This window comes from Streptomyces sp. ID05-26A (assembly GCF_033794685.1).
Lineage (GTDB): Bacteria > Actinomycetota > Actinomycetes > Mycobacteriales > Pseudonocardiaceae > Lentzea.
The window spans coordinates 38,832-54,293 of record NZ_JARAYZ010000007.1 but is presented as its reverse complement, the minus strand read 5'-3'; the positions used below and the strand labels follow the sequence as shown (position 1 = coordinate 54,293).

At 68.7% G+C, this 15,462-nt stretch carries 14 protein-coding genes; 5 read left to right on the top strand and 9 right to left on the bottom strand.

The genetic code is table 11. The features are described from left to right. Positions 1-47 precede the first annotated feature (47 nt). The 3 genes from PV646_RS39930 to tkt are packed head-to-tail and all read right to left on the bottom strand — an operon-like array spanning position 48 to position 4,859. Positions 48-1,634 (bottom strand): phosphoglucose isomerase-related protein, encoded by a 1,587-nt coding sequence (locus PV646_RS39930; RefSeq protein ID WP_500347809.1) that lies wholly within the window; start codon positions 1,632-1,634, stop codon positions 48-50. A 25-nt stretch (positions 1,635-1,659) separates the two neighbouring features. Continuing rightward, positions 1,660-2,772 (bottom strand): transaldolase, encoded by a 1,113-nt coding sequence (tal, locus tag PV646_RS39925; protein WP_500347807.1) that lies wholly within the window; start codon positions 2,770-2,772, stop codon positions 1,660-1,662. Beyond that, entirely contained in the window at positions 2,769-4,859 is a 2,091-nt protein-coding gene (gene tkt / locus PV646_RS39920) for a transketolase (RefSeq protein ID WP_500347805.1), read from the bottom strand. The genes tal and tkt overlap by 4 nt, the downstream gene beginning before the upstream one ends. Positions 4,860-5,112: 253 nt before the next feature. Between tkt and PV646_RS39915 the strand changes: the two genes are divergently transcribed. Genes PV646_RS39915 through PV646_RS39905 form a run of 3 tightly spaced genes read left to right on the top strand, consistent with a single transcriptional unit; the run spans position 5,113 to position 8,361 of the window. Next, positions 5,113-6,045: a heme o synthase gene (locus PV646_RS39915; RefSeq protein WP_500347803.1), complete on the top strand. Its 933-nt coding sequence runs from the start codon at positions 5,113-5,115 to the stop codon at positions 6,043-6,045. Positions 6,046-6,067: 22 nt separating this feature from the next. Continuing rightward, on the top strand, positions 6,068-8,080 hold the full coding sequence (locus PV646_RS39910) for a hypothetical protein (RefSeq protein ID WP_500347801.1): 2,013 nt from the start codon (positions 6,068-6,070) through the stop codon (positions 8,078-8,080). A 32-nt stretch (positions 8,081-8,112) separates the two neighbouring features. Beyond that, the gene (locus tag PV646_RS39905; protein ID WP_500347800.1) at positions 8,113-8,361 is read left to right on the top strand and encodes a three-helix bundle dimerization domain-containing protein; all 249 of its coding nucleotides are present in this window, start codon (positions 8,113-8,115) and stop codon (positions 8,359-8,361) included. Here the strand turns inward: PV646_RS39905 and PV646_RS39900 are convergent. From PV646_RS39900 to PV646_RS39885, 4 genes are all read right to left on the bottom strand, one after another. After that, positions 8,345-8,707 carry a hypothetical protein gene (locus PV646_RS39900; RefSeq protein WP_500347798.1) on the bottom strand — a complete coding sequence of 121 codons (363 nt, stop codon included), beginning with the start codon at positions 8,705-8,707 and terminating at the stop codon, positions 8,345-8,347. The genes PV646_RS39905 and PV646_RS39900 overlap by 17 nt on opposite strands. Next, positions 8,671-9,279 (bottom strand): HD domain-containing protein, encoded by a 609-nt coding sequence (locus PV646_RS39895; RefSeq protein ID WP_500347797.1) that lies wholly within the window; start codon positions 9,277-9,279, stop codon positions 8,671-8,673. The genes PV646_RS39900 and PV646_RS39895 overlap by 37 nt, the downstream gene beginning before the upstream one ends. Before the next feature lie 103 nt (positions 9,280-9,382). Further along, positions 9,383-10,030 carry a hypothetical protein gene (locus tag PV646_RS39890; protein ID WP_500347795.1) on the bottom strand — a complete coding sequence of 216 codons (648 nt, stop codon included), beginning with the start codon at positions 10,028-10,030 and terminating at the stop codon, positions 9,383-9,385. A gap of 6 nt (positions 10,031-10,036) precedes the next feature. After that, entirely contained in the window at positions 10,037-10,852 is an 816-nt protein-coding gene (locus tag PV646_RS39885; RefSeq protein ID WP_500347793.1) for a hypothetical protein, read from the bottom strand. Positions 10,853-11,371: 519 nt separating this feature from the next. On the opposite strand from PV646_RS39885, the gene PV646_RS39880 reads away from it, so the two are divergent. After that, a complete protein-coding gene (locus tag PV646_RS39880; RefSeq protein ID WP_500347791.1) occupies positions 11,372-11,905 on the top strand; it encodes an FKBP-type peptidyl-prolyl cis-trans isomerase in 534 nt (177 codons plus the stop codon). 65 nt (positions 11,906-11,970) lie between these two features. Here PV646_RS39880 and PV646_RS39875 read toward each other — a convergent pair whose 3' ends face one another. After that, positions 11,971-12,912: a quinone oxidoreductase family protein gene (locus PV646_RS39875; RefSeq protein WP_500347789.1), complete on the bottom strand. Its 942-nt coding sequence runs from the start codon at positions 12,910-12,912 to the stop codon at positions 11,971-11,973. A gap of 143 nt (positions 12,913-13,055) precedes the next feature. Between PV646_RS39875 and PV646_RS39870 the strand changes: the two genes are divergently transcribed. Further along, positions 13,056-13,844 (top strand): glycoside hydrolase family protein, encoded by a 789-nt coding sequence (locus PV646_RS39870; RefSeq protein ID WP_500347787.1) that lies wholly within the window; start codon positions 13,056-13,058, stop codon positions 13,842-13,844. On the opposite strand, the gene PV646_RS39865 is transcribed toward PV646_RS39870, so the two are convergent. Further along, positions 13,841-15,427: a DUF885 domain-containing protein gene (locus PV646_RS39865; protein ID WP_500347785.1), complete on the bottom strand. Its 1,587-nt coding sequence runs from the start codon at positions 15,425-15,427 to the stop codon at positions 13,841-13,843. The two genes, PV646_RS39870 and PV646_RS39865, sit on opposite strands and share 4 nt — an antisense overlap. Positions 15,428-15,462 lie beyond the last annotated feature (35 nt).

Below are 15,462 nucleotides of genomic sequence, written 5' to 3'. Positions count from 1 at the left end.
CTTGTCCCGCGCGTCCCGCAGCGGGTTGTGCCACTTGGCGGATGTGGTCACGAGCCGTCCTCCTGGACTGCCTCGACGAGCTGGGCCAGTCCGGCGATGCGGTCCTCGAGGTGCAGGCGCAGCACCGGGCGACCGTGTTCGGCCAGGACCTGACCGTCGCCGAGCGCCTGCGCGAGCTGCAGCTGCGCCAGCGTGTAGGGACGGCCGGGCACCTCCAGGTCGTCACCGGACTCGCCGGTGATCTGGATGAACACGCCGTTCTGGTGACCGCCCTTGTGGTACTGGCCGGTCGAGTGCAGGAAGCGCGGACCCCAGCCGAACGTGGTCTGCAGGTGCGTCCTCTTCGCGATCTCCGCACGGAGCAGCTCGAACGACGCGTCGTCGATCCTGTCCAAGTACGCCTGAACGGAGATGTAGCCGTGCTCGGGCGCCACTTCAACGATCGCCGCAAGCGCTTCCGCGACGGTGTGCACCTTGCGTGGCGCCCAGTCCGTGCCGTGGCCCTGCACCGGACCGTCCACGAAGGACGGAACCGTCGCGGCGACGGCCGGCGCGTCGAGCAGCGCGCGGGAGGCCTTCTTCGCGGCCTCGACGTCGGGCTGGTCGAACGGGTTGATGCCGAGCACCCGGCCGACGATCGCGGTCGCGTACTCCCACAGCAGCATCTGCGCGCCGAGCTTGCCCTCGACCGCGACGCTCGCGGAACCGGTGGCCGGTCCGATGGCGACGGTCGTGGCGTCCGAACGTGCGTTCACGAAGCCCTCGGCACCCGGACCCTCGACGACGACCGGCAGCAGGCCGGTGCCGTTCTTGCCGGTCGACTCGGCGATGAGCTGCTCGGCCCAGTCGCCGAAGCCCTTGATGCCCGAGCCGGTGTCGGCGAAGACGATCTTCTCGGCACCGTGCGCGTGCGCGGCACCGAAGATCGCGGCCAGCTGGACCGCCGGGTTGTCGACGGAGTCCTCCGACACGAGCTTCGCGACCTCGGCGGCGTCGTCGAGCAGTTCCTCGACGTTCGCACCGGCGAGGTACGACGGCACCAGGCCGAACGCCGTCAGCGCCGAGTACCGGCCACCGACGTTCGGGTCGGCCAGGAACACCTTGCGGTAGCCCGCCTCCTCGGACGCCTTCTGCAGCGGCGAGCCGGGATCGGTGACGACCACGATGCGCGACGCGGCGTTGATGCCCGCGTCGGTGAAGGCCTTCTCGAAGATGCGCCGGTGGCTGTCGGTCTCGACAGTTCCCCCGGACTTGGACGACACCACGATCACCGTGCGCTCGAGGTCACCGGCGAGAGCGTCGGCGACCTGGGCGGGATCGGTGGTGTCCAGCACGACCAGCGGCACGCCCGCGGTCCGCGTGATCACCTCGGGGGCCAGCGACGAGCCGCCCATTCCGGCGAGCACGACGCGGTCGACGCCCTCGGCGTGCAGTTCCTCGCGCAGGACCACGAGATCGGGGAGCAGCGCTCGCGACGTCTCGTGCAACGTCGTCCACGAGAGGCGGATGCCCGCCTCGGACTCGGCTTCCGGACCCCACAGGGTCGGGTCCTGCGCGGTCAGCTTGCTCGGCACCGAATCCGCGACCAGGTCAGCAGCGATCGTGCTGACCTGGTCGGCGTTCGGTGACCTCACGATTTCGACGGAGGTCACTTGGTGATCAGCCCTTCAGTTGAGCCAGTTGGTTCTTCACCGTCTCGAGCAACTCTTCCCAGGACTTCTCGAACTTCTCGACGCCCTCGGTCTCCAGCGCGACGAACACGTCCTGGAGGTCGATTCCCACGGCGGCGAGCCGGTCGAACACTTCCTGGCCCTCGGCAGCGCGACCGGTGACCGTGTCACCGGTGATCTTGCCGCCGTCGGCGACCGCGTGCAGCGTCTTCTCCGGCATCGTGTTCACGACGTCGTTCACGACGAGCTGGTCGACGTAGAGGGTGGGGGAGTAGCTCGGGTCCTTCACGCCGGTCGACGCCCACAGTGGACGCTGCGCGTTCGCGCCGTCCGCCTTGAGAGCCTCCCAGCGCTCGCCCTGGAACGTCTTCTCGAACGATCCGTAGGCGATCCACGCGTTGGCGAGAGCGGCCTTGCCCTTGAGGGCGGTCGCCTCGTCCGTGCCGATCTTGTCCAGGCGCTTGTCGATCTCGGTGTCCACCCGGGACACGAAGAACGAGGCGACGGAGTGGATCGAACGCAGGTCGTGGCCGTTCGCCTTGGCCTGCTCGAGGCCCGCGACGTAGGCCTCCATGACCTTCTCGTACCGCTCGACCGAGAAGATCAGCGTGACGTTGACGGAGATGCCCTCGGCGATCACCTTGGTGATGGCCGGGATGCCCGCCTCGGTCGCCGGGATCTTCACCAGCAGGTTCGGCCGGTCCACGGTCTTCCACAGGTCCTGCGCCTCGGCGACGGTCTTGTCCGTCTCGAACGCCAGGCGCGGGTCGACCTCGATGGAGACGCGGCCGTCCACACCACCGGTCGAGTTGTAGATGTCGCGGAACTTGTCGCACGCGTTGCGCACGTCGGTCGTGGTGACCTCGCGGATGGTCGCCTCGACGTCGGCGCCGCGCGACGACAGCTCACGCACCTGCTCGTCGTAGGACTCGCCCTTCGACAGGGCGCCCGCGAAGATCGTCGGGTTCGTCGTGACACCGACGACGTTCCAGTCGCGGATCAGCTCGTCCAGGTTGCCGCTCGTGAGCCGCTCCCGGGACAGGTCGTCGAGCCAGATGGAAACGCCGGCGCCGGAGAGGGCGTCGAGGTTGGGCTTGCTCACTTGTTACCCCTCACGTTGTCAAGGGAACGGCGTGCTGCGGCGACGACGTTCTCGGTCGTGAAACCGAACTCCTTGAACAGGACCTGGTAGTCGGCCGAGGCACCGAAGTGCTCGATCGACACGATCTCGCCGGCGTCGCCGACGTGGCGGTACCACGGCTGGGCGATGCCGGCCTCGACCGCGACGCGCGCCTTCACCGAGGACGGGATGACCGACTGGCGGTACTCCGCGTCCTGCTTCTCGAACCAGTCGAGCGACGGCATGGACACCACACGCACTGCAACGCCCTCGCCCTGCAGAACCTTTCCGGCCTCGGCCGCCATCTGCAGCTCCGAGCCCGTGCCGATGATCACAACCTCGGGGTTCTCGTCACCGAAGAGCACGTAACCACCGCGCTTGACGCCCTCGGCGGAGGTGCCCTCGAGGATCGGGAGGTTCTGGCGGGAGAGCGCGAGGCCCACCGGGCCGGTCTGCTCGATGACGGCCTTCCACGCGAACGCCGTCTCGTTGGCGTCGCCGGGGCGGACGACCGCGAAGTCCGGGATGGCGCGCAGGGCGGCGAGGTGCTCGATCGGCTGGTGCGTCGGGCCGTCCTCGCCCAGGCCGATGGAGTCGTGCGTCCACACGTACGTGACGGCGGCCTTCATGATCGCGGCCAGGCGCACGGCGGGACGCATGTAGTCGGAGAACACGAGGAACGTGCCACCGAACGGGCGGGTCGGGCCGTGCAGCGCGATGCCGTTGAGGATCATGCCCATGGCGTTCTCGCGGACACCGAAGTGCAGCACGCGGCCGTACGGGTCGGCGCTCCACATGCCCGTGGAGATCTCCGCGGGACCGAAGGACTTCGCGCCCTTGATCGTGGTCAGGTTCGACTCGGCCAGGTCGGCGGAACCGCCCCACAGCTCGGGCAGGTGCTTCGCCAGCGCGTTGATGACCTCACCGGAGGCCTTGCGGGTCGGGACCTCCTTGCCACCCACCTCGTACACGGGCAGGTCGGCGTCCCAGCCCTCGGGCAGCTCACGGGCGATCAGGCGCTCGAGCAGCGCCTTGTTCTCGGCGTTGGCCGAGGCCCACGCGTCGAACGACTTCTGCCACTCGGCCTTGGCGTGCTCGCCGCGCTTGACGACCTCGCGGGCGTGCGCCAGCACCTCGTCGGCGACCTCGAACTGCTGCTCGGGGTCGAAGCCGAGGATCTCCTTGGTGGCCTTGACCTCGTCGACGCCCAGCGCGGCACCGTGCGCGGCACCGGTGTTCTGCTTGTTCGGCGCCGGGAAGCCGATGATCGTGCGCAGCAGGATGAACGACGGCTTGTCGGTGACGGCCTTGGCCTTCTCGACGGCCTCGAGGATGCCCTTGACGTTCTCGCCCGACTCGACGACCTGGACGTGCCAGCCGTAGGCCTCGTAGCGCGCCGCGGTGTCCTCGGACAGCGCGATCGTCGTGTCGTCCTCGATGGAGATCTTGTTGTCGTCGTAGAAGACGACCAGGTTGCCCAGCTGCTGCGTGCCCGCGAGCGACGAGGCCTCGGAGGTGACGCCCTCCTCGATGTCACCGTCGGAGGCGATCACGTAGATGTGGTGGTCGAATGGGCTCTCGCCCTGCGCGGCGCTGGGGTCGAACAGACCGCGCTCGCGGCGGGCGGCCATCGCCATGCCGACCGCGGAGGCGAGACCGGAACCCAGCGGGCCGGTCGTGATCTCGACACCCCTGGTGTGGCCGTGCTCCGGGTGACCCGGCGTCTTCGAGCCCCACTTGCGCAGCGTCTTGAGGTCGTCGACCTCGAGGCCGTAGCCCGACAGGAACAGCTGGACGTACAGCGTCAGGCTGGAGTGACCCGCCGAGAGCACGAACCGGTCGCGGCCGATCCAGTCCGCGTCGGCCGGGTCGTGCCGCATGATGCGCTGGAACAGCGTGTACGCGAGCGGGGCGAGGCTCATCGCCGTACCGGGATGGCCGTTGCCGACGTTCTGCACGGCGTCCGCCGCGAGCACGCGCGCGGTGTCCACGGCGCGCTTGTCGAGCTCGGTCCAGTCGTCAGGCAGATCGGCCTTGGTCAGCCGGGCGATGTCGTCGGTGACGGTCACGGACTTACAGCTCCAAACTTTGTCGCTAGGGCGGGTACGACGGCTATTCGGAATCGATCCCGAAGAGCCTGACCCGCATCTCTCCCACGTCCTCCGGCCAGCCTAGTCCTGGAAGATTCAGATGTTGCTCTGAAAGGTCCCAGGCACGTGTGTGGCGGGGCACACCAGCACCCGAACGGGCTGTGAATTCTTGCCGCAGTTACCATCAGTCGCTGGATTTCCCACCACTTGCAACACGAGGAGCGTTCACGCGATGAGTGCCGGCAGTCTCGTTGCCGAGGCCCCTCAAAGGACGCCTCGCCAGGTAGTCGGCGCCTACGTGGCCCTCACCAAGCCGCGGGTCATCGAACTCCTGCTGATCACCACGATCCCCGCGATGCTCCTCGCCCAGCACGGCCTGCCGCCGCTGTGGCTGATCGCTTGCACCCTCACCGGCGGTACCCTCGCCGCGGGGTCGGCAAACGCTCTGAACTGCTTCATCGACGCCGACATCGACTCGGTCATGAAGAGGACGGCGGCCCGCCCGCTCGCGCACAACGCCATTCCGCCGCGCAACGCCCTGATCTTCGGCGTCGTGCTCGGAATCGTCTCGTTCGCGTTCTTCCTGATCTTCATCAACCTGATGTCGGCCGTGTTCGCGGTGGCGACGATCCTCTTCTACATCTTCGTCTACACGCTCGTGCTCAAGCGCCGCACCTCCCAGAACATCATCTGGGGCGGCATGGCGGGCTGCATGCCGGTGATCATCGGCTGGAGCGCGGTGACGGGCACCGTCGAGTGGCCCGCCCTGGTCATGTTCGGCGTCATCTTCTTCTGGACGCCGCCCCACACCTGGGCCCTCGCGATGAAGTTCAAGGAGGACTACGCCCGAGCAGGCGTGCCGATGCTGCCCGTGGTGGCCACAGCTGCGCAGGTGACGCGGCAGATCGTGATCTACAGCTGGATCACCGTCGTCTGCACCCTCGCCCTCGCCCCCGTCACCTCCTGGCTCTACGTGTCGGTGGCGGCCGCGTCGGGCCTGTGGTTCGCGATCTTCGCGCACAAGTTGCACAACGTTGTCCGGCGCGGCGGATCCACGAACACCATGAAGTTCTTCCACATGTCGAACCTCTACCTGATGCTCGTGTTCTGCGGTCTCGCCGTGGACGCCGTGGTCGGGTTGCCGGTGCTTGGCTGGCCGTTCTAGCTGCACTTCCAGTCGTACGGCTGTGGCGCCCGTTGAGTTCACCGTCACCGGTGGTGAAGGTTCACCACTGGACTTCGTCGCGGCCCTGACGCCCGCCCGTTCGCTCGTCGTGATCACCGATCCGGGCGGGTGGGCGCAGGTCAGCCAGGGGCTGGCCGTCGGCGCGGCCGCGTCGACCGTGGTCCCGACGCAGGTGAAGGTCCTCCGGTTCGCCGTGCTCGACCTGCGGCACTTCCCGTCTGCCGCCGCGCTGCCCTCGCTCCCGGACGTGCCCGGCGACGTGGTGGCGCTGCACGACACGCGCTCGTGGGACTCGGCCCTGGTGGTCGCGTCGCTGCGCAGGCTCGGGCGGCCGGTCGTGCTCTTCACCGCCGTGCACGCGTGGGTGTCCGGAGTGGACACCGCGTCGGTCGTGATGGGCTGGAGTGCGCCGCACGTGGTGCTCGCCGAGCCGACCGGCCCCGGTGAGACACGGGTCGAGGACGCCCTGTGGCAGTTCCGCGAACTGGAGCGGCGGGGCCGCATGACCTACACCTCACTGCCCGCGCCGCCGGTCGTCGCGGACCGGCCCGTGTCGGTGGTGGTCGCGCTTCCGGGAGCCACCCAGGGCATCGCCGGGGCGTTGCGGCCGGGAGCGGACTACGAGGTCTGGGTCCGGGTCGGGGACGGTCCCGTGCTGGCGGAGGACGTGAAGCTGCGGGCCGTGCTGAGCATGTCGGGGCGGCCGGTGGTGGCCGAGACGTTCATGCTGCCCGCCGAGGGGCCGAGCGCGTGGGTGAACTTCGAGGTCACCACGCCGTACGCCGCCGTGCCGTGGACCGGTGAGCTGATCGTCTACTTCGGTGTGGTGCCGGTGCACGTGCAGCAGGTCGTGCTGCCGGTCGGTGCAGGGGAACCGCGCACTCTGCCGCGCCTGAAGCTGTCCCGGACGTTCGCGGACCTACCGCCCGCGCGGGCGGTGTCGGTCCTGGAGTTCGGTGAGCGGGCGCTGGTCGCTTCGGGGGACGTGCCGTCGTGGGTGAGCACGGCCGGGGTGGTGATGGGCCTGCCCGCGACGTCCGGCCTGGACCCCTGGTACGGCAAGGACTTCCCGTCTTACTGCGCCGATCTCGCGCACCTCGCGCGGCAGGGGTCGGCGGTGTACTCGCGGCTGTTCGGGGAGACCGGCGAGGGCCGGCACGCCGCGAAGGTGGCCGACTCCGGACCCGGTGCCGCCCTCCGGCACACCGCGCGGGCCACGGGACGTCCGGCCGGAGTGGTGATCGCGTCCGTCGCCGCCGGCTCGGTGCGGTGGCCGTTGATCTACGACCTGCCGTTCACCGACGGCCCGCACCGCCTGTGCGCCTCGGTCGGCCAGTTCGGTCCGTTCGGCGCGGGCGGGCCGGTTCCTCCGCACTGCCCGGTGCACGACCACAGCGGCAACGTCCTGTGCCCCTTCGGTTTCTGGGGTCTGTCGAGCATCCTGGAACACCCCGTCGGCCCGCTGACGCAGCGGATCTCACCGCGGCCGTGGCCGTTCGAGGTGACGATGGCGGTCGACGCCGGGATGGACCGGGGGCTGACCGACCGGCACGTCACGGAGCTGATGTCGCAGATCCCGCCGGGGTCGGTCACGTCCGCTTACGTGATCCCGGCCGAACTGGGGCGGATGCTGGCGGACGAGACCATGGACGTCGTGCACCTGCACTTCCGTGAGGGGTTCCTCGACGCCGAGGAGATCGCACGGTGGGACCGCGAAGGCGTGTGGCCGCAGCCGCATTGGCCCGTGCGCAAGCCGTTGGTCGTGGGGACGACACCGATGGCCGGGCTCGTGCGGTCGTTCGTCGAGCACGGCGCGTCGGCGGTCGTCTGTCCTGAGGAGGCTGTGCCGCAGGACATGGCCGGCTGGGTCACGGGCATGCTGCTCGCCCGGCTGGCCGCCGGGGTGAGCGCCGGTGAGGCGTTGCGGCAGGTCCGGTGGGAGATGCTCAGTCGCGGCAACGTGATGGGACTCGCGTACGCCTTGCACGGAAGTGCGGATCTGCGGATGCGCTGAACCGCGGGCCACGGCTCAGCGTTTACCTGGGCATGCTGAACTCGGAGGCCCAACTGCGGCAGGCGATCGAAGAACTGGTTCGCCGCTTCGGTGATCGCGTGGAGGACGCGCAGATCGCCGACGCCGCGGTCGAGGCCTACCTCGACCTGCGCCACGCCTCGACCGTGCACACCCACCTCGTCGTGCTCACCGTGCGTCGTGCCGCTCGCGAACTCGCGTTCACCGCCGTCGGCGTGACGATGCCCGTCCAGCAGACGGTCGGCCTCACGCCCGCTCGCTGACCTCCAGGTAGACGGTCTCGGCGCGGCTCACGGCCGTGCGCGCAAGATTCGACAACTCCACGAGGTGTGCGAACGCCTCGTGGAAGTCCATGTCCACGAGAGGTGCCCACGAGAGCGCGACGTCGTGCATGCGTGCCGGATCGGCTTTGACGAGCTGCGCCACGAGGGCTTCGGGGAGCTCGACAACGTTGTCGTCGGACAGAGGCGTCCACACCTCGTTGAACACCTCGTGCCACACGACGACGGCTGCCCGCGGGTCGTAGTCGCCGGCCGCGACCGACTCCCCGCCGCTTGTGATGAAGAACGTGCTCAGGACGCCACCTTGGTCAGCAGGTCCTCGACGCACGGGTCGTCGAGGGACTCAACGATGCACTGCCACAACTTGAGGTTCGTCTCGGCCCACTTGGTGTAGGTCGCGGCGGCCTCCGCATCGTAAAAGTAGTAGCCCTCGTCGGCTTTGCCCACCTGCTCGCCCACGATCTTGTACGCGAGCTCGCGCAGCGTGATGCCATTCTCCTGGAGGTACTTGTGCGCCAGCACGACCGGCGTGACCGGCAGCGCCTTGAACAGCGTGTCCGCGTCGGACAGGGCCTGCGCCTCCAGCGAGATGTCCCGGGACCGGGTGCGCATCTCGGCCTCGATGACGATCCGCTCGATCCAGTCGATGTCGCCCATCGAGACTCCGGCGACGAAGAGGACCTTGCGCCGCAGCGCCGCGCCGTCCGTGGGCAGCGAGTTGCGGCGGACCATGTAGTTCAGGTCGTGCACCAGTGCCGCGACCTCCACCACGTCCCGTGCGGCGCCGTTGCGTTCGGCGAAGTGCACGGACTTGTCGCGGACGAAGCTCACGTGGTGCCACCCGTGGAACTGCAGCTTGGCGGCCAGGTCCTCGCACAGCCGCCTCACGCGCTGTTCCACGTCCGCTATGACAGATCTCGGAATCCTCGTGCGCGTACGCATCATCAGCCCTCCCGAACAGGTGGGCTGATGGTAGGCGTGTTGCCGCGGCCTCGGCGGGCCTTCAGAGGTGGTTCGTCAGATCCTCCAGCCGGTCCTCCACGGGCACGTGACGATGACTGACACCGGTGTCCGGGTCGTAGCTGAGGCTCCACGGATTCACGGCACGTGACTTGACCAGGAACGTCATGGTCCCGTCTGCTGCTCGCGGGATGCGGTGGAACTCGTGCGCGAGCAACATGCCAGTGGCGCCCTCTGTGCACTGAGTGCGGTTCGTGAGCTCCGTGCCCACGATGGAGCGGCCGCCGACGCCGAGCCGGGCGTCGAAACGTTCGTGCAGGTAGGCGCCGCTCAGGATGGTCGTGCAGAAGTGGTAGCGGTGGTTGTGCACCGAGTCGGCGTAGCCGGTCCGCCAGTCGGCCAGCGGTTTGTACTCGTGCAGCCAGAACGTGAACGGTTCGGCCGCGTCGTCGCGCAGGCACCAGGCGAAGTGCGTCGTCGTCTCGCGGGAGTGCGCGATCACCCAGGTCGCCTCCTGGGGTGTGAGGCCGTCGATGTGCGCGCGCAGCTCCTTGCGCAGTTCGGGCCGGGCCGCCCACTCGGTGAACCACGTGCCGACGTCGGTCCAGTGGTCGACGACGGGGAAATCGGCGCGCTTCATCCGGGCGGCGAGCTCCTCGAGCGCGGACAACCCGGTGAACTCGGCTAGCAAGATCGATCAGCTCCTCAACTGAGCAGACGTGGAGAATTCGCGACGGAATGCGTGGAACTTGTCTTCGAGTTCCGTGAAACCGTCTGTGGTGAGTGTTTCGCCGGTGATCTTCTCGAACAACGCCGTGAAGTCGGTTCTCGTCGTCGCTGGCGTGATGGCGAAGTGGTAACCGGCCCTGGAATTGCTGATGCGCAGGAACTCCGCGCGTTCCATGGCGTAAAGGAACGAACTCTCGGTGAACCTGAGCGTGCGCGGATAGGGCCTGAGCACTCCCGCGGTGTTGCTGTAGAGCGTGAGCCACGCGGAGTCGTCGAACAGCTCGAGCCGGTCGAGCGGCGGATCGGAAACGATCGTCACGTCGATTCTCGTGCACCTGCTGCGGGCCGCGTAGAGCCCGACGAGCCCGATGCCGATCTGCTCCTTGAGCCGTTCCTGGATCTCGTCGTAATCGCCGTCCGCGCCTTCGTTGCGCAGCAGGTACCGCGCCCGTCCGCTGATCGCGTTGTCATCGCGCGGATCGGCCAGCACGGCCCTGAGCTCGCACTCCGACTGGCTGAGCAGCACCCTTCCCGCCGCGTACCGGCCGGCGAACCCGCGGAAGCAGTACAGCCGCGTCCGGTCCAGGTCCTGCATCATCAGCTGGTTGAACACCGGGTCGGGCTTGGCCGTCGGCTCGAACACGTGACTGGGGAAGAACTCCCGGTCGAGCGCGCGGTACTCCTGGGTGAGCTCTTTGAGAGCCTTGCGACTCTCCTCGATGACCGGGGCGAGCAGTGCCTTCTGCGCCGCTTTCGACGTGATCAACGTTTGCGTGAAGCTCACCACGGCCGAAATGAGCGTGCCCGTACCCACTGCGGTCAGCAGGTTTCTCGCTGTCCCGGAATCCATTTGACTGGAAATGGCCAGCGACGCACCCGAGGTTACGACGAGTATGAGGAGGAGCAACCCGGTCCGAGTCCAGAACAACTCACTGATCAGGTTGCTGCGGATGCCTCCGGCCTCCGCGGACACGTGTCCCACCTCCTGGGTCACCAGATTGGCCGCTACCCGAACGGACGAATGCGGTCGGTGTCCGATCATGTGCGCGGAGTTACTGTACGCGTCGGTCAAAAGATAAGGAAGCTGCTATTCGTGCGACATTCACGACCGGAATAACCGCCTTTGGACCCAGTTGTCGGCCCGCACTCGTGCACTTCGGTGACGCCCCGTCGCCGCCGCCCCCGGACGTGTCGGATGAGGGTGACCACCCCACCCACATGCACCCATGCCGGGTGTCATAGGCCGGAGGGCCGCGTGGGTTGCTACACGCCGCTCACACCCGCCCGAATACGCTCACCCACCATGCGTAACGTCCTGCTCATCGCTTCCGTGGCGCTCGCGGCCGCCATCGGCCTCACCGGGTGCGCCGGTTCGGCCCAGCCCTCGGCCGGCGGAACCACCCCCGCCGCCGCGCCCACGAACCCCTGCAAGGCCGACGACTTCAAGGTCACCGGCGACTTCGGCGCGGCGCCCAAGGTCGAGATCCCGAGCTGCAAGCCCACCGCCGAGCTCATCATCAAGGACCTGGTACCCGGCACCGGTGCCGAGGTGAAGACGGGCACGACGGCCACGGTCAACTACCAGCTCACGACGTTCTCCGACAAGAAGGTGCTCGACAGCTCCTTCGAGCGCGGGGCCCCGTTCGACGTCGAGAACGTCGGCCAGGCGCCGGTCATCGACGGCTGGAACGAGGGCATCGTCGGCCTCAAGGAGAAGGGCCGCCGCCTGCTGATCGTGCCGCCGACCAAGGGCTACGGCCAGGGCGGTCAGGGCATCAAGCCGAACGAGACGCTGGTCTTCGTCATCGACGGCGTGAAGGTCACCCCCGCCGCCTGATCCACGAACGCGAAGCGGCCCCCGAACCAGCACTCCTGGGTTCGGGGGCCGTCGCTTTCAGTTCGTCACGGCAGGAGCAGCAGCTTGCCGGTCGTGCGGCGCGACTGCAGGTCCGTGTGCGCCTGCGCGGCCTCCTCCAGCTTGTACCGCCCGCCGATGCGCACGTTCAGCTCCCCGGACGCGATCGCCGCGAACAGGTCGCCCGCCCGCCACTCCAGTTCCGCGCGGTCGAGCAGGTAGTGCCCGGTCGACGGCCGCGTCAGGTACAGCGAGCCGCCCGCGTTGAGCCGCTGCGGGTCCACCGGTGGCACCGGCCCGGACGAGGCGCCGAACAGCGCCAGCGTGCCGCGCGGCTTCAGCGAGGCCAGCGACTGGTCGAACGTGTCCTTGCCGACCCCGTCGTAGACGACGTCGACCTTCTCGATCTGCGACGCGAAGTCGCCGTACCGCAGCACCTGGTCGGCCCCGGCCTCGCGGGCCAGCGCCTCCTTCTCGTCGGTCGACACCGTCGCGACGACGGTGGCCCCCTTCGACTTCGCCCACTGCGTCAGCAGCAGCCCGACACCACCCGCGGCCGCGTGCACCAGCACCCGGTCGCCCTCCTTCACGACGTACGTCGAGTGGACCAGGTAGTGCGCGGTGATGCCCTGCAGCAGCGCGGCGGCGGCCAGTTCGACGTCGAGCCCTTCCGGTACCCGCACCGCGGAGGCGGCCGGCACCACGACCTCGGACGCGTAACTGCCCAGCACGCCCATCCACGCGACCTTGTCGCCGACGGCGAAGTCCGCGGAGTTGCTCACCACGACCTCACCCGCGCCCTCGAGCCCGAGGGTGGTCGGCAGCGGGATCGGGTACTGGCCGCTGCGCTGGTAGGTGTCGATGTAGTTGACGCCCGCGGCGCTCACCTTCACCAGCAGCTCACCGTCACCGGCCACGGGCGACGGCACGTCCGCGTGCTCCAGCACCTCGGGGCCACCGGCCGAACGCACCACCACTGCCTTGGGCATCTGTCCTCCTTGATCGACTCAACCCGCTCAACCCAGGTCGCACCCCCGATGTTCCCCGTTCCGAGGGGTGGGAGCCATTCGGCGCCGCTACCTGCGGTGTTCCCGCAGTGACAGGCGGCATCCGGTGCTGGTACGACCGATCCATGCGAAAGACATCCCTGCTGCTGATCGCATTGCTGCTACTGATGGGAGCGCTTCCATCCCACGCCGCCTCGGCCAAGAAGGGCGTGAACGCGGCCGACGACCCCGGCCCGGCCGGTGCCGCCATGGCCGCCCTCGACGCCCGCTGGTACTACACCTGGGCCTCGGACCGCCGGGGCGTCCAGAGCAACGCCGAGTTCGTCCCCATGATCTGGGGCGCGGCCAGCGTCACCGACACCGAACTCGACAAGGCCAAGGCCAACGGCAAGCAACTGCTGGGGTTCAACGAACCCGACATGGCCGGCCAGGCCAACATGACCGTCGAACGCGCCCTCGACCTGTGGCCACGCCTGCAGAGCACCGGCCTGAGGCTCGGCGCTCCGGGCGTCGCGTTCGGCGGTGACGTCGCGGGCGGCTGGCTCGACCGCTTCATGGCCGGCGCGAAGGCGCGCAACCTCCGCGTCGACTTCATCCCCATCCACTGGTACGGCCAGGACTTCTCCGCCGCGGCCACCGGACACCTGGAGTCGTACCTGCGCAACGTCCACAACCGCTACAAGAAGCCGATCTGGCTCACCGAGTACGCGCTGATCGACTGGCGCTCCGGCCGCGCGGTCTACCCGAGTCAGCAGCAGCAGACCGCGTTCATCACCGCGTCGACCAGGATGCTGAACGGACTGTCCTTTGTGGAGCGGTACTCGTGGTTCACGTTGTCCACGAAGACCAGCCCCACCGGACTCTCCACCGGCACCGCGCTGACGGCGGCGGGCAACGCCTACAAACCCGCCTAGTCCTCCCCGAGGGCGACCCGGCGCGCGAGCCCCAGCGGCAGCGCGCCGGAGCCCGCGATCCGGTCGTGGAAGTCGCGCAACGACCCCAGCCCCGCGGCCAGGTACTCGTCGCGGATCAGGTCGATCTCCAACGCACCGGTCAGGTACGACGGCGCCTGCGTCGGCCACGCGCAGTACCGCTTCACCTCACCGGTGGCGGTGCCCGGCGTCAGCGCCGTGCGGGCGACCATGAACGACTCGGCCTCGGCGGGAGTCATGTCGCCGCAGTGCAACGCCGTGTCGACGATCATCCGCGCCGCCCGGAACAGCCGCGCCTCGACGTGGCCCATCAGCGCGCCCTTGGTGGTGTAGTAGCCGACCGAGCGCAGCAGCTTCTCCGAGTACAGCGCCCAGCCCTCGGAGAAGTAGGACGTGCGGAACACCTTGCGCAGCGGGTGCGCCGGGCCCTGCGCCGCGAGCCACGCCGAGTGCCAGTGGTGGCCGGGGTAGGCCTCGTGCACCGAGATCGTCGGCAGCTGCGACCGCGCGTTGGTGCGCAGACGTTGCGTGACCTGCTCACCAGAGGCGTCGTCCGGCGTGAACGGCACGAAGAAGTAGCCGGTGCGCCTCGACGTCAGCGGCGGCGGACCGAGGTAGCTCGCGACCGACATGACCGCCCGCTGGAACGGCGGCGACGCGACCACCTGGCAGTCCTCACCCTCGGGCATCGTCACGAGCGAGTGCTCGATCAACGCGGCGCGCGCCCGCGAGGTCTCCGCCTCGTACTCGGCGCGCAACGCCTCCATCGTCGGCGGGTGGTCGTCCTGCAGCGACGTCATCACCGCACGCCAGTCCGGCGACCCCGCCAGTTCGATCAGCTCGGCCTCCAGCGCCGCGTAGGCGTCCTGGCCGCGCTGGTGCAGCTCCGGAGCTCCGTAACCGAGCAACTCCTTGTCCTGCAACACACTCGAGTAGAGCTTCTCGCCCATCCGCCAGTCGCCGGCCGCCCGCACGGCCAGGTCCTCGAGGAACACCGCGTGCCGGTCGAACGCCTCGGCGGCGGGTCCGGCGGCCTCCAGCAGCGTCGCGCGCAGTTCCGGGGACGACACCTGCAGCGGAAGCTGGTCCAGCAGGAACGACCGGCCCGTCCGCACCTGCCCGAGCGTGCGCAGCACGACCAGCGACGACGCGAGCGACGGGTCGAGGTTCGCCTCGGCGGCGGCGAGCACCGACGGCACCTCGCGCAGCTTGGCGACGGTCGACGTGACCAGTTCGGCCTCGGGCAACAGCCCGTGCAGGAACGGTCCCAGCAACCCGAAGAAGATCATCCCGGAGTACTCGTGCGGGTCGCGCCGCCAGCCCGGCCACGCCTCCAGCGCCGACGACCCGCGCAGCACCGACACGGCGAGATCGCGGTCCACCGACCGCGGCAGCGTCTCCAGCTGTGCCAGCCAGGACTCCTTCTCCCTGGCCCGCTGCTCGAACGCCGTCGCGGAGAAGTCCCCGAAGGTCGAGTAGTGCTCCAGCGAGCCGACTCCGGCCGCGTGCGCGGGGTGGTGGTCGAAGTACCAGGAGAGGAACGACGTGAGGGTGTCGGTGGTCACCCGATGGAAGTTACCCGGTGGTTTTACAGTGTGGG

What these genes read in the sequence shown, in the direction of transcription:
- PV646_RS39915 (WP_500347803.1), top strand. Translation starts at nt 5,113, where the DNA reads ATGAGTGCCGGCAGTCTCGTTGCCGAGGCCCCTCAAAGGACGCCTCGC.
- PV646_RS39875 (WP_500347789.1), bottom strand. Translation starts at nt 12,912, where the DNA reads ATGCCCAAGGCAGTGGTGGTGCGTTCGGCCGGTGGCCCCGAGGTGCTG.
- PV646_RS39880 (WP_500347791.1), top strand. Translation starts at nt 11,372, where the DNA reads ATGCGTAACGTCCTGCTCATCGCTTCCGTGGCGCTCGCGGCCGCCATC.
- PV646_RS39870 (WP_500347787.1), top strand. Translation starts at nt 13,056, where the DNA reads ATGCGAAAGACATCCCTGCTGCTGATCGCATTGCTGCTACTGATGGGA.
- PV646_RS39905 (WP_500347800.1), top strand. Translation starts at nt 8,113, where the DNA reads ATGCTGAACTCGGAGGCCCAACTGCGGCAGGCGATCGAAGAACTGGTT.